The 13,225-nt window shown below is 60.5% G+C and carries 11 protein-coding genes and 1 pseudogene; 5 read left to right on the top strand and 7 right to left on the bottom strand.

The genetic code is table 11. The features are described from left to right. Positions 1-35: 35 nt before the first annotated feature. Both ACR0NY_RS11830 and ACR0NY_RS11825 read left to right on the top strand, forming a co-directional pair. Positions 36-344: pseudogene (locus ACR0NY_RS11830) on the top strand (cupin domain-containing protein); the annotation flags it as partial. 12 nt (positions 345-356) lie between these two features. After that, entirely contained in the window at positions 357-500 is a 144-nt protein-coding gene (locus tag ACR0NY_RS11825; RefSeq protein ID WP_367646360.1) for a hypothetical protein, read from the top strand. A gap of 42 nt (positions 501-542) precedes the next feature. On the opposite strand, the gene ACR0NY_RS11820 is transcribed toward ACR0NY_RS11825, so the two are convergent. The 4 genes from ACR0NY_RS11820 to ACR0NY_RS11805 all read right to left on the bottom strand — a co-directional run bounded on the left by ACR0NY_RS11820 (position 543) and on the right by ACR0NY_RS11805 (position 4,121). Continuing rightward, positions 543-1,559, bottom strand: coding sequence for a DUF2955 domain-containing protein (locus tag ACR0NY_RS11820; RefSeq protein ID WP_170369117.1), 1,017 nt, complete (start codon positions 1,557-1,559; stop codon positions 543-545). Next, a complete protein-coding gene (locus ACR0NY_RS11815) occupies positions 1,549-2,613 on the bottom strand; it encodes an HlyD family secretion protein (protein ID WP_170369118.1) in 1,065 nt (354 codons plus the stop codon). The genes ACR0NY_RS11820 and ACR0NY_RS11815 overlap by 11 nt, the downstream gene beginning before the upstream one ends. Then, a complete protein-coding gene (locus ACR0NY_RS11810; protein ID WP_170369119.1) occupies positions 2,610-3,689 on the bottom strand; it encodes an AI-2E family transporter in 1,080 nt (359 codons plus the stop codon). The genes ACR0NY_RS11815 and ACR0NY_RS11810 overlap by 4 nt, the downstream gene beginning before the upstream one ends. Positions 3,690-3,851: 162 nt before the next feature. After that, a complete protein-coding gene (locus ACR0NY_RS11805; RefSeq protein ID WP_367646355.1) occupies positions 3,852-4,121 on the bottom strand; it encodes a potassium channel family protein in 270 nt (89 codons plus the stop codon). Between the two features lie 314 nt (positions 4,122-4,435). Between ACR0NY_RS11805 and ACR0NY_RS11800 the strand changes: the two genes are divergently transcribed. Further along, the gene (locus tag ACR0NY_RS11800; protein ID WP_480771285.1) at positions 4,436-7,015 is read left to right on the top strand and encodes an AsmA family protein; all 2,580 of its coding nucleotides are present in this window, start codon (positions 4,436-4,438) and stop codon (positions 7,013-7,015) included. A 69-nt stretch (positions 7,016-7,084) separates the two neighbouring features. Here the strand turns inward: ACR0NY_RS11800 and ACR0NY_RS11795 are convergent, their stop codons facing one another. From ACR0NY_RS11795 to deoC, 3 genes are read right to left on the bottom strand one after another with little or no spacing between them, the layout of a single operon-like run. Further along, complete coding sequence (locus ACR0NY_RS11795; RefSeq protein ID WP_170369122.1) at positions 7,085-7,894, bottom strand: SDR family oxidoreductase; 810 nt, start codon at positions 7,892-7,894, stop codon at positions 7,085-7,087. A 27-nt stretch (positions 7,895-7,921) separates the two neighbouring features. Next, positions 7,922-10,255 carry an aldehyde dehydrogenase family protein gene (locus tag ACR0NY_RS11790; protein ID WP_170369123.1) on the bottom strand — a complete coding sequence of 778 codons (2,334 nt, stop codon included), beginning with the start codon at positions 10,253-10,255 and terminating at the stop codon, positions 7,922-7,924. 11 nt (positions 10,256-10,266) lie between these two features. Then, a complete protein-coding gene (gene deoC, locus ACR0NY_RS11785; protein WP_170364154.1) occupies positions 10,267-11,265 on the bottom strand; it encodes a deoxyribose-phosphate aldolase in 999 nt (332 codons plus the stop codon). Between the two features lie 197 nt (positions 11,266-11,462). Here deoC and ACR0NY_RS11780 point away from each other — a divergent pair, with 197 nt between their 5' ends. Next, positions 11,463-12,416 (top strand): metal ABC transporter solute-binding protein, Zn/Mn family, encoded by a 954-nt coding sequence (locus tag ACR0NY_RS11780; RefSeq protein WP_170369124.1) that lies wholly within the window; start codon positions 11,463-11,465, stop codon positions 12,414-12,416. Between the two features lie 2 nt (positions 12,417-12,418). Beyond that, positions 12,419-13,222, top strand: coding sequence for a metal ABC transporter ATP-binding protein (locus ACR0NY_RS11775; protein WP_170369125.1), 804 nt, complete (start codon positions 12,419-12,421; stop codon positions 13,220-13,222). The last annotated feature ends 3 nt before the right edge of the window (positions 13,223-13,225 follow it).

Genomic DNA, 13,225 nt, shown 5'->3' with positions numbered 1-13,225 from the left:
GCGGAACTGTTTTCGCGGGTAAGGAAGGATCATTGATGCCTTATAATTTCTGGCATTCGAAGTTGACCGACCCTCCCATCCACGTCCCGGCGATTGGACTGCAGTTGTTTGTCCGGATACCGCACGACACCACCGACGAGAATATCTCGGTCATAGAGACAATAAATGAACCGGGGTTTGGCCCGCCCCTGCACCGTCACCCACAAACTGAGATCTTTCGCGTTTTAGACGGGCAGTATCTCTATGAGTGCGATGGAAAGCGCTTTGTTGCAGAGACAGGGGACGTCGTAACGATCCCCGGGGGCGCCGCGCATGCGTTTTGCAACCTTTCCGACGGGCCGGCGCGGCAACTGGTCATGATACTGCCATCCTTCGACACGGTCGCCGTCTTCAACGGGCTGGGAGACATCATGGCAGACGGAGTTCCCGACCGGGACGTGCTGAATGCATTCTCCGAGAAATGGCAGATCGAGTTTCAGGGGCCGCCCCTGCAGCTTTGACGTCGTTCCAATTTACCGCGGGCGCCAAAGTTGGCGGCTGCGTCAAGCATTCACCGGGTTTTCGCGTTTCTTTTCCGGCCAGAACTCATCCACGACCACGTAGGCTATGATGACGAAAAGGGCCGCGCTGGCGACTTGCAGAACGCGAGTGATGCTTTTGACATCGGCCTCATCCGAAAACGGTGAAATCGACCCGCCGTAGACAATCAGGACCGTCGTCAGGGCCGATCCGGCGGCGGCGGCAAGCGGTATCTGGGATTTGCCGAGCGCGCCCAGTGTCACGCATGCGAAAAAGCACAGCAGGATCGGCGTGAGAATGACCGGCGCGATGACGTTGACTTCGTAGCAGATGATGGACGCAGCTGCTCCGAGCAGGTTTGCCGTCAGCATCGCCTTGGCCACGGCTTTGCCGGCAGCAGGCATCGCAGCGAGTTGCTGGCTGAGAAGGGCCACAAAGAACAGAACCAACAGGGCAGACGCACCAGACACAAAAAATGCCAGGGCGAAAGGAACCGTGACAAGCGACATTCTGACGATACGCCGATGCTTGTCAAAGTCAGCGACGGATGCGGCTTTGGCCTGCGTGGCGTTCTGGGGGGCGGCCGGAATCAGCGTGAACGTCAGCGTCGATACGAAACCGGCAAACAACAGATTCAGCGGGATCCAGAATACAAGCACCAGCGCCAGATCCTGAGATTGCAGAACAAGGTTGGGGATCATCAGCGCCCCCATCAGGGCGATGACGCCCGGCAGGACACCGGCACCAGACACGGACCATATGAAGGACAGGATTATCCCGATCGCCACCAGTATGAGAAATACGACCGGATAGGGCGCGAAAACCGATGAGAGCAGGAAAGAAACGAACATCAACGCAATCGAGAAGATGAACAGTTTCGCAAACGCGGCCAGCGGTAACGCGGTAGGTGCCTGAAGGAAGAGCGCAGTGAAAACCGCGCCAACAACCGCCAATGGCCACCCAAGGAAAAGCCCCAAGGAAAAGACGGCGGTCACACCCAGTGCAAGTCTGTAAACGGCGTTTCTGTCCTCAGTACGCATAAGAAAAGATCGAAACCAAACGAATGTATGTCCGACCGACCGCGTTCAGTATCCCGTTGTCGCTGAGGTACATGATGACATCCGCCTGACCGTTCAACTGAAACCTGAGATCGTCCTCCGCGCTTCCGGCCTCGTAGCCCGGCAGTATGATGCGCACGGGAAACCGTTCAGGTTCACGCAGAAAGCCTTTGGTGCTCGGCGGGCTTGCCAATTGTCCGGGAGTGTCGCCGCCACTCAGCGAGACGGCAGCGCTGAAGCTTTCGATTTTGCCCGGGATGATCTGACCGGGGTGCATATCCAGCACGACATCCACCGGAGACCCGACGGTGGCGCGCCCCAGATTGTTCTCGGTGAAATACGCCTCGATCCACACGTCCGTCGCATCAAGAAAGGTCAGCAGATCCTGGCCGGACCGGGCGTATGTGCCGGGCGCAATCAACAAGTTGGATATGACACCGGTAGCCGGCGCGCGCAGTTCGGTCCATTCCAGATTGAGCTCTGCATCCGCCAAAGCCGCCAAGGCACGTTGGATTTTGGGATTCTCATTCCCTTCGTCCCCAAGCCTTTGCTTGGCCTTCTCCAGATCCGCTTTGGCGTTTTCATAGTTCGCCTCGGACTCGGCCAGCTGGCCTCGGGCATCGTCGGCTTTCGAGATGGAAATCAGCCCTTTCTTCTCGAGCGCGAAGACTCGTTCCGTCTGAATGCGCATCGTATCCAGATCGCTCTGCGCGCGGGCCAACTTGGCTTGCGCCGCACTTACCTCGGCCGAGGATGCGCCGACCTCCTGAGTGGCCGCCTCAAGGTCGGCCTGGGCTCTGTCGCGATCAATCTCGTAGGGTCTCGGGTCGATCCGAACCAGCATATCGCCGGCCGAAACGATCTGTCCGTTTTCCACCAATACTTCGATCACGGTTCCCGTGACCTGCGGAACGATTTGGGTCGCCACGGCTTTTACCCGCGCATTCCCGGTGAACGGTGTCTTTCGATCAGCAACCAGATACCAGGTGAGGAAGATGAGAATGACGGCCAGTGTCGTCCAGATCGTCTTCCTCATTTTGCGGCTCCCTCGGCGGTGTCATCCGTCGCTGGTGAAGCGTCGATCCAGACCTTGAACAACTCGTAGAAGACGGCGAACAAGACCGGACCCATGAAGATTCCGATCAGGCCATAGGCCATCATCCCGCCCAGAACCCCGATGAGGATCACGAGCATCGGTGTCTCCAGGCCTTTTGAGATGAAAACCGGCCGCAGGAAGCTGTCCATTATGCTGACGGGAATGGCCAGAACGGTGAAGATCAGCGCCGCTCCGCCGGACATGGAACTCCATGCATAGATGACCAGCGGCAGAAGAACGAGGCCGGGGCCGATCTGGATGATCGAGAGGATCAGGCAAATGAACGCCAGCGTCGCAGCCGAGGATATTCCGAACAGCGCCAACAAGACCCAAACAACGACGGCCTGAATGGCGGCAACGCCGATTACGCCCTTGGTCACGTTCCGGATCGTGGCCCCTGCCAGAGTGACGAATTCGCCGCCGCGTGGCGCAAAGACGCGGTTGGCAAAGCGCTGAAGGCCCTGCACCAGATCCGGTCCGGGGCTGAACAGGGCGCCCATGATCACCACCGACAGCGCAAGGCCGAGAAGCCCGATTCCGATCCCCAGAACTTTGCCAAAGAGCGATTTGGTGATCTCGAGGATTTGCGCGCCGTATTTTGCAAGCGCACCATCCAGGTTCCGTTCGAACATGCCCCAGGCATCGGCAAGCTTGGCACCGACCAGAGGCAGATCCTTCAGGCCTTCCGGCGCCGGAGGTATCTTCAACTCGCCCTTGTCAGCTTGCTCGGCAAACTCGGACCCCAGTTCCGCGGCCCCAGATACCGCCGTTGCGACCGGCCCCAGTGTGAGAACCAGACCCAGCAAAACCAGGATCGTCGTTGCCAGCTTCTTCCGTCCCCCCAGCTTGGACTGAAGCCAATCGAAGGCCGGATAAAGCGCAACGCAAAGAATTGTGGCCCAGATGACCACGCTTGCAAGCGGGGCGACCATGACCAAGGCGCTGTAGAGAAACAGCCCGAGAAACAGCAACCTTATCGCAAGGTCGACAATCTTTGCGTCCTGAGTCTTTTCCATTCCATCCCCCTGGTATGTTTTTCCGTATGTTACACTCAAAAAAGTAAATATGTATATTTTTTGAGCTATTAGGGGATGCCCGGCAGTGCGGTGTTTGACTCAGCCCCGAAATGCAAGCGGATCCCGGGGCGCAAAGCACGCCGTAGTTCACCTTGCCAGAGCCTATTTTTGCGGGGTCTCGTCGTCTTGGGACAGGATCGTGTCGGCCACGGTCGTGGCGGCGGTGACGAAGATACCCAGACCCACGATTATGTACGCCATCGTAAAGATCTTGCCCGCAGCGGTTTCGGGAGAAAAGTCGCCAAAACCCACGGTCGAGATCGTCACTACGGAAAAATAGATAGAGTCCAACCAACTCCACCCCTCGACAAAATGGTAGAACACTGACGCCCAAAGGATCATTCCGACGGTGAAGGCGAGTATGCCTTTCACTCTGCCGTCCTTGAAAGCGACACCTATCCCACGCGTTATTCTGGTCAGTGAATTCATCATGCCCTCATTCGCAAAAGAATTCACGTATAGCAGTAATTGGATGATTGTGTGAATCCAAAGGGTGAGTTGGCCCGGGCAACGGCAACCTCGTGGCCTCAGAAGGCGCGCGAAACATGTATTCCATTAACATGATGGATAAATGCTCTAGGGTAATCACATGCTGAATCGGGACGCTGAGGGATAACGTGCGAATAATTGTCAAAGGTGTCTTGATCTGTTGCGCGGTCGCGCTTGTGGTTTTTGCCGCGGCTTGGTTGTTTCTGTCTTCCGCTTTGTTCTCGTCGGTGCGGACCAGTTTCGTTGAGAACCTGATCTCAAGGAAGCTGGGTCAGCAGGTCTTGATTGAGGATGAGGTACGTTTGGGTCTTGGCCGTCAGTTGCAGGTATCAGCAGCTGGACTGGTTCTGCCCGCAACGCCCAAGGCCGAGGCGGATCTGGCAGCGATTGATCAGATCGAGTTCGACGTATCTGCACGGGACCTGTGGAACAGCAAGCTGTCGGTGAGCAATCTTTCAGTGTCGGGGGTTCATCTGAACCTGATCAAAGACGAAGAAGGCGTGACCAACTGGCAGTCCTTTTCGCGCACCGGGGCCGAAACCGACACGGCTTCGGAACGTCCGACCCAGCCTTTGGCCGGAATTCTGACGGATCGCACGATCGACCTGAAGGATGTCACTGTACTTTATCAGAACGACCTGAACGGCATTGGACTGGACTTGCAGCTTCCAGGACTGGTTTTGCAGCGCGATGCCGAAACCGATGTTGCCTCGGCGGTTGGAGCGGGTTCGCTCAACGGTCAGAGTTTTGACCTGAAGGGCACGTTTCCGCCCCAGGACCCGTTCCAAGTGGCATTAAACTTTGATCAGATTTCGGTTGAAGCCCAACAGATTCCTGTGGAGACCGGCCTTCAGGTCAAGGCGACCCTCGAGGTCGATCAGTTGGGTCAACTGCTCGATGTCCTGAAACTCAACCGTGTATTGGAGGGTTCGGGCAGTGTTGGCGCAACATTCAAGCTGACAGATGGCGTCGCACGGGTTGATGACCTGTCTGTTCTGGCCGAGCTGGATGGTGGCCAAAGCCTTTCCGTCACCGGACAAATCGGGGAATTGGGCAATCCGGAAGATGTTTCTCTGACGACCCGCATTCGCCTGTATCCTGAGGATGCCGAGCCGGCTCCGGCTGCCTCGCGGTATGACCTCAAGCTTATTGCTGTGGATATGGTCATCGACAGTGTCTCGGGACAGGTCCCGCAACGGCAGATGGTCATCAAGACGAACGGTTTCACGCTGGACACCTCTGGTGAGGGCCCGCCGCCGATCAAATTCTCCGAGCTTGCCAGAACGCCCGAAGGTGCCCTGAGCGTGGGCAACATCAATTTGAGGATCGGAAACCCCGCCGATCCGTTTATCATTCTGACCGGTTCGGTCGAGGATGCGTTGCAGTTGCAGGGCGTATCCGCCGAGGGTTTGATTGATATTCCGGCAAGCAGTCTGATCTCGCCCGAACTGCTGGGCCCCGATGACCAGCTGGGCAGGTTTTCGGGAGACTTTCATTTGAACGGAAACATCGAACAGCTTGCTTTGACCAATCTGGATGGTCAGACAAGCGAAACCGAGGTCTGGAGCCTGGAGGTGCACGGATCCGTAGAAAATGTCCTCAAGTTCGAGAATCTGGATCTGGCAATCGACGTGGATGTTCCGTCGGGCGCAGATCTTCTGAAGGCCTTGTCGCTGGAGCCGGTGGACACCGGTCGGGCCCATCTTGAAATCGACCTGGTAAGTGAAGGCACCGATTGGAATGCCAACGCCAATGTCGAGGTTTCCGAGTCGGTCTTGAAAATCGCGGCGGATCTTGATGACGCAACAAGCGATCCCGTGCTGCAGGGGTCGATCGAGAGCGATCTGATAAAAATCGATCAAATCCGGACCATCGTTCAGGCGGCCGCCCAACTGCGCAAGATAGGTGGTTCACCGCCGGAGCAGGAAGATGCCGAGCAAGGCGACGGTGACACAGGTCCGTTGAGGGATGTGACCCTCAAACCCATCGGGCGGGCCATTTTGCTGTCGGGTGTGAATGTAGATGTCGACATAGACCTGCGTCACATTGAGGGTGCAAAGGGCATCAGCAGCCTGCAGAGCGAACTGACTCTGGACGAAAACGAGCTACGGGCCGGACCTCTGAAGTTTGAATACGGAGGTGGTCATTTCGACGTCAGCGGGCAAATGGATCTTTCGAATGAGGCACATCTGCTGACCCTGACCGGAAAGGCGGGCGGATGGCAGTTGGATGACCTTCTGCAAAACCTGAACTTCAAGAAAGGCGCCAGCGGCACGGTGTACGCAGATTTCTCGGTTACGGGGGGCACGGATACCGTCAAGCAATTCGTCGGCAGCATGAGTGGCAATGCCACGGTTTCCATGCGTGACGGTTCGATCGAAACCCAGCTTCTGGATCTGGCCGGGCTGGGTATTCTTCCGTGGGTATTTACCAAGGAAAAACAGAAAGTGGCGCCAATCGTGTGCCTGCGCGCGCCGATCAGCATTTCCAACGGAAAAATTGAGACGAAACAGACGACGCTGGAAACAGATCATGTTCAGGTCGTTGTCTTTGGCGCTGTCGACCTGACGGACAAGGTGTTGGACCTGAACATCCAGCCAAGAAAGATTGGCGAGCCACTTGCGCGCAGCCCGTGGCCAGTGACACTGAGGGGAGCGCTCGCTGAGCCCAAGGTCAAAGTCAAGGATGGTCCGAAAAGGCTGAAGCGGTCGGATGGTGCAGACCAGATGCCGGCACAAAGAAAGCTCTGCATCCCGGATATCCTGCAGTTGCAGTAGCGGCGGTTTGCCAAGCGGCCACGGCCCTGCCTGTGTTCGGCAAGGCCGGCCAAGCCTGTCGGACGCGGATCACCCCTTTTTCATGCTGCGCAGCATCTGCCCCATCATCCGGCCGAACTGACCCGAGCCGCGCTGATACAGCGCCCCGTCCACGGCCAGAACCGTACCGCTGACATAGCTGGCCATGTCCGAGGCCAGGAACAGACAGGCGTTGGCTACGTCCTGAGGCGTGCCCCAGCGACCCAGCGGCACGTCTCGGCGCAGCTGCTCGCCCGCGTCGGGGGTGGGGGCCAGACGCTTGGCGCCCTCGGTGCCCTCGATGAAACCCGGCACCACCGAGTTCACCCGGATGCCTTCCACGCCCCATTCCATCGACAGGGTGCGGGTGATCTGATCGACACCCGCCTTGGCCGCGCAGACATGGGCCTGGCCCTCGTAGGGCAGGTAAGATTGCGGGGCCGAAATGTTGATGATGTTGCCGCCGGGCCGTTTCAGATAGGGATAGGCGCCTTTCAGCACATGCACAGTACCCATCAGGTCGATCTCGACCACGGTGCGGAAAGCGTTGATCGACATCTCCGCCATCAGCGCCGGGAAGTTGCCCGCCGCCCCCGAAACCAGCACGTCGAAATCACCGAGTTTCGCGTGGAACTGTTCCAGCCCCGCCGCGACCGCTTCGGCGTCGCGCACGTCGAAGGCCGCGCCGATGGCCTCGGCCGCGCCGGCCGCCTTCAGCGCGGCGATGGTGTCGTCCACCTTCTCCTGCGAGCGGCTGGCCACGGCCAGTTTGGCGCCCGAGGCCGCGAAGGCCTCGGCGATGCCCCGATTGATACCGCTGGTCCCGCCGATGACGATGACCGTCTTTCCTGCAAAGTCCATGTAGAGCCTCCCGCTTTGGAAGGGGCCCTACTCGCCGTAGGGCACCCAGATGTTCTTGATCTCGGTCGCAGCCTGCAGGAAGCGGCGGGTGTGGTCCATGCCCCAATCGATTGCCGTCGCGTTATTGACCCAGGTCCGTTTCAGGTTCCCGGCCGAGACGACCTCGATCTGCGCTGACAGGTCCGACGACGAGAAGGACCAGACCGCATCCACGTTCAGATGCGAGGCCAGCGGTTTGGCCAACTCCTCATGGCTGCCCGTCAGGATGTTGACCACGCCGGCGGGCACGTCCGAGGTGTCCAGCACCTGATAGAAATCGGTGGCCGCCAGCGGATAGGGCTCGGACGCCACCAGAACCACCCGGTTGCCCATCGCGATCGCCGGGGCCATGGCCGAGACCAGACCCAGCAGCGGCGCCTCGTCGGCACAAAGCGCGCCGATCACGCCCACCGGTTCCTTCATGGCAATCGCCACGCCCCGGATCGGAACGCCATGCACCTGGCCGTCATACTTGTCGGCCCAGGCGGCTGCGGTGAACAGGCGCTGGATTGCGGCGTCGACCTCTTTCGCGCCGTCCTTGCGGCCGGTCATCGCGTCGATGCGATGCGCGAACTCGTCGGCGCGGGCTGAGAGGTTCTCGCCGATATAATACAGGATCTGCGCCCGCAGATGGCCGGTGGTTTTCGACCAGTTCGCCGCACCTGCCGCGGCCTCGACCGCGTTGCGCACATCCTTGCGGTTGGCCAGACCCACATGGCCCAGCAGCCCCGCCTTGCCCCAGACCGCGCGGGAATAGCCGCCATCAGGCCGGGCCTGCTTGCCGCCGACATAGAGCTTGGCCGTGCGGTCGACCGGATCGACCGGGCCGCCTTCGCCCACGATAGGTTCGATCTTGGCCACCGGCTTGGCTTTGCCCTTGGGCTTGGTATAGGCGCTCAGCCCTTCCCAGCCACCTTCCCGGCCAAAGCCGCTTTCGCGCACGCCGCCAAAGCCCGCGGCCGCGTCGAACAGGTTGGTAGCATTGACCCAGACCACGCCCGCGACCAGCTTGGGCGCGATGTCGAGCGCAAGGTTGACGTTCTCGGTCCAGACCGTTGCGGCCAGTCCGTAGCGGGTGTTGTTGGCCAGCTCGACCGCCTCGGCCGGGGTGCGGAAGGTCGATGAGACCAGAACCGGGCCGAATATCTCCTCCTGCATCAGGGGGTCCGAGGTCTCGAGTCCGGTGATCAGCGTCGGCGGATAGTAGCAGCCGTTGGCGGGCAACTCACAGGCGGGCTGGTAAACCTGGCCCACCGCGTTGCCCTCGACCATCGACTTGATCGTCTGCAGCTGCACCGGGTCCACCACGGCACCCACGTCGATACATTTGTCCAGCGGGTTGCCGATGCGCAGCGTGTCCATACGCGCGCGCAGCTTGGCGTAGAACCGCTCGGCGATGCCCTCCTGCACCAGCAGGCGCGAACCTGCGCAGCAGACCTGGCCCTGGTTGAACCAGATCGCATCGACCAGACCTTCGATGGCACTGTCGATGTCGGCATCGTCAAAGACGATATAGGGCGACTTGCCCCCCAGCTCGAGCGTCAGGGACTTGCCAGACCCGGCGGTGGCCTCGCGGATGCGGCGCCCCACGATCGTCGAGCCGGTAAAGGCGATCTTGTCCACGTCCGCGGCCACGATCATCTCGCCCACCGCGCCGTCGCCGGTGACGATGTTGACCACGCCCTTGGGCAGACCGGCCTGCATGCAGATATCGGCGAACAGCAGCGCCGTCAGCGATGTGTATTCGGCGGGCTTCAGAACCACCGTGTTGCCCATGGCCAGCGCCGGGGCCACCTTCCACGCCAGCATCAGCAGCGGGAAGTTCCACGGGACGATCTGGCCGCAGACCCCCAGCGCCTGTGCGTCGGGCAGCTCGGTTTCCATCAGCTGGGCCATGCCCGCGTGATAGTAGAAATGCCGCTGCACCAGAGGAACGTCGATGTCGCGCGATTCCCGGATCGGCTTGCCGTTGTCGAGCGTCTCCAGCACCGCGAACAGGCGGGCGTGTTTCTGGATCAGCCGCGCGATCGCATAGAGGTAGCGGGCGCGGGCCGGGCCGCCCAGCTTTTCCCATTTGGGTTGCACCTTGCGGGCGGCGGACACGGCGGCGTCCACATCGGCTTGGGTGGCCTGGGTCAGTTTGGCCAGAACCTCGCCCGTGGCCGGGTTGCGGCTTTCAAAACCCTTGCCGGGTTTGGTGAAGGCGCCGTCGATGAAATGGCCGAACTTGTCGCCCTGATCGACCAGCCATGCCAGGGCTTCGGCGGCACTTTCCGGGGCGGGTCCGTATTCCATGGTCTCGAAAATCTCTTTGACTGTCATTGTTCCTGTCCTCAGCCCATCGGGTGCCGGTATCCGGCCGAGTATGCCCCGGTGACGAAATGTTCCAACTGCCGCTCGATATCGCCCAGCAACGACGACGCGCCGAACCGGAACAGGTCGGGTTGCAGCCAGCGGTCGCCCAGCTCGTCCTTGATCAGCGACAGGTAAACCAGCGCGTCCTTGGCCTTGGAGATCCCGCCCGCGGGCTTGTAGCCCACGCGATAGCCGGTGCGGTCATAATAGTCGCGGATGGCGCGGATCATCACCAGCGACACGGGCAGGGTGGCGTTGACGCTTTCCTTGCCGGTCGAGGTCTTGATGAAATCGGCCCCGGCCATCATGCAGACCAGCGAGGCACGCGCCACGTTGCGCAGGCTGCCCAGCTCACCCGTGGCCAGAATGGCCTTTACATGCGCCTCGCCGCAGGCGGCGCGAAACGCCTTCATCTCGTCATACAGCGCCTGCCAGTTGCCCTGCAGCACATGGCGGCGCGAGATCACGATGTCGATCTCCTCGGCCCCGGCCTTCACGCTTTCCTCGATCTCGGCCACGCGCAGGTGAAAGGGCGACAGGCCCGCCGGAAAGCCCGTGGACACGGCTGCGACCGGAATGCCGGTGCCCTTCAGCGCATCCACCGCCGTTTCGATCATGTCGTGATAGACGCAGACCGCGCCGGTGGTGATCGGCGGCATGTCCAGCGCCCTCAGCAGGGCGGGGGACACCGGCTGCCGGGCCTTGGCGCACAGGCGGCGCACGCGGCCCTCGGTGTCATCGCCCGACAGGGTGGTCAGGTCGATCATGGTGATCGCCTTCAGCAGCCAGGCGGCCTGATGCTCTTTCTTGACCGACCGGCGCCCGGGCAGGGTCGCGGCCCGGCGCTCGATGGCCGAGGTGTTGGCCTGCACGGCGCGCACCCAGTCGAGGTCCAGATCCATGCCAGGGTTTCGGGGCTCGGTCACTTGCGGCAGATGCGCGGTGCGCACGGGGCTTTCTGAGCTCTGCGTATCCATTGTCACGTCCTTTGGGAGGTTTGCGCCAAAATCGCACGGGAAACGGCCAAAGGAAAGGCAAACTGGACGCCTTTGGCCACTTTTTTGACCAAATGGACAAATCCGGCTTTTTCTTGCGAGTAATTCGCAACACGGTTGACTTAGTTGCGAATGGTTCGCATATTCATTCTCAACTGGTACTCGGAACGAGGTCACATATGATTCGCCGCAGTTTTCTTTTTGCCCTTGCTCTTGGTGCCGCGCTGCCCTTGGCGGCGTGGGCCGAGGCGCCGCTGAAGGTCGTGGCGACGACCGGAATGATTGCGGACGCCGTGCAGCAGGTCGGCGGTGATCAGGTCGAAGTCAAAGGGCTGATGGGGCCCGGAGTCGACCCGCACGGTTATCGCCAGACCCGCAGCGATATCGTTGCCGCAACAAGGGCCGATCTGGTCTTGTGGCACGGCTTGTATCTTGAGGCGCAGATGGAAGACTTCTTCCACGACCTCGGGCGCAAACGCAAAGTCGTTGCCGTGGCGGATGCCATCGACAAGTCTAAACTGCGTGCACATGCCGACTATGCCGACAAATACGATCCGCATGTGTGGATGAGCCCGGTTCTGTGGAAAGACGTCGTGGTCGAGGTGCAAAAGGCGCTGACCGACGTGCGGCCGGACTCCGCCGCTTACTTCGCCGCCAACGCCCAGCGTTTTCTGGCTGAAATCGACCAGTTGCACGCCTATGGGAAAAAGGTGCTGGCCCAGGTGCCCGAAGACAACCGTGTTCTGGTCACCGCCCATGACGCCTTTGCCTATTTCGGTGAGGAATTCGGGTTCGAAGTGCTGGGGATACAGGGTATCTCGACCCAGTCCGAGGCGGGGCTGAACCGGATCGGAGAATTGGTCAACACTTTGGTCGCGCGCAACCTGACCGCCGTCTTCGTTGAAAGCTCGGTCTCGGATCGGTCGATGCGGGCGTTGATCGAGGGTGCGGCGGCGAAGGGTCATACCGTCTCGGTCGGGGGCGAGTTGTATTCGGACGCCATGGGCGAGCCGGGCACCTATGAGGGCACCTATATCGGGATGCTGGATCACAACATCACGGTCATTGCACGGGGCCTGGGTGCGGATGTGCCCGAACGCGGCATGTCCGGCAAGCTGTCGGCGGGGCTCTGACCATGTTGGAGCTTGCGGCTGGCAAATCGTCATCAAACCGGGACCTGACGGTGCAGGACAGCCCGCTCGTGATCCGGGGGATGACGGTATCCTACGGTCAGAAGCCGGCCATTTTCTCGGTAGACGTGACGGTGCAACCCGGGGCCATGACGGCCATCATCGGACCGAACGGCGCTGGCAAATCGACGCTGCTCAAGGCGGCGCTGGGTATCGTCAAGCCGCTGTCGGGTCAGGTGCTGGTGTTCGGCAAGGCGTTGTACCGGCAGCGGGCCCGAATCGCCTATGTGCCGCAGCGCGCCAGCGTCGATTGGGACTTCCCGACGCGGGTCATCGACGTGGTCCTGATGGGCCTGTCGCGGGAACTGGGCTTGCTGGGCCGGGTCCGGATGCGACACATGGCCCACGCGATGGAGTGTCTGCATCGGGTCGGGATGCATGAGTTTGCGGACCGCCAAATCGGCCAGCTTTCGGGGGGTCAGCAGCAACGGGTGTTCCTGGCGCGCGCACTTGCTCAGGATGCCGATCTGTACCTGCTGGATGAACCGTTTGCCGGGGTCGATGCCGCCACCGAAAAAGCCATCATCTCGGTCCTCAAATCCCTAAAGGAAGCCGGCAAGACAGTGGTCGTGGTCCACCATGACCTTGCCACGGTCGCAGATTATTTCGACCACGTGTTCCTGATCAATACCCGCAAGGTCGCCGAGGGCCCGGTCGAGCAGGCCTTTACCGCCGAAACTCTTCAGGCCGCCTACGGGGGGCGGCTTGCCACCGCCCAGATCAACCAGATCTCGGGCACTTCGGGCTGACAC

The organism is Ruegeria sp. BJ5 (assembly GCF_056537865.1).
This window is presented reverse-complemented; position numbering and strand designations above follow the sequence as displayed.

Coding starts and splice junctions, on each gene's coding strand:
- ACR0NY_RS11825 (WP_367646360.1), top strand. CDS start 357: ATGATACTGCCATCCTTCGACACGGTCGCCGTCTTCAACGGGCTGGGA.
- ACR0NY_RS11820 (WP_170369117.1), bottom strand. CDS start 1,559: ATGCGTACTGAGGACAGAAACGCCGTTTACAGACTTGCACTGGGTGTG.
- ACR0NY_RS11815 (WP_170369118.1), bottom strand. CDS start 2,613: ATGAGGAAGACGATCTGGACGACACTGGCCGTCATTCTCATCTTCCTC.
- ACR0NY_RS11810 (WP_170369119.1), bottom strand. CDS start 3,689: ATGGAAAAGACTCAGGACGCAAAGATTGTCGACCTTGCGATAAGGTTG.
- ACR0NY_RS11795 (WP_170369122.1), bottom strand. CDS start 7,894: ATGGACTTTGCAGGAAAGACGGTCATCGTCATCGGCGGGACCAGCGGT.
- ACR0NY_RS11790 (WP_170369123.1), bottom strand. CDS start 10,255: ATGACAGTCAAAGAGATTTTCGAGACCATGGAATACGGACCCGCCCCG.
- deoC (WP_170364154.1), bottom strand. CDS start 11,265: ATGGATACGCAGAGCTCAGAAAGCCCCGTGCGCACCGCGCATCTGCCG.
- ACR0NY_RS11780 (WP_170369124.1), top strand. CDS start 11,463: ATGATTCGCCGCAGTTTTCTTTTTGCCCTTGCTCTTGGTGCCGCGCTG.
- ACR0NY_RS11775 (WP_170369125.1), top strand. CDS start 12,419: ATGTTGGAGCTTGCGGCTGGCAAATCGTCATCAAACCGGGACCTGACG.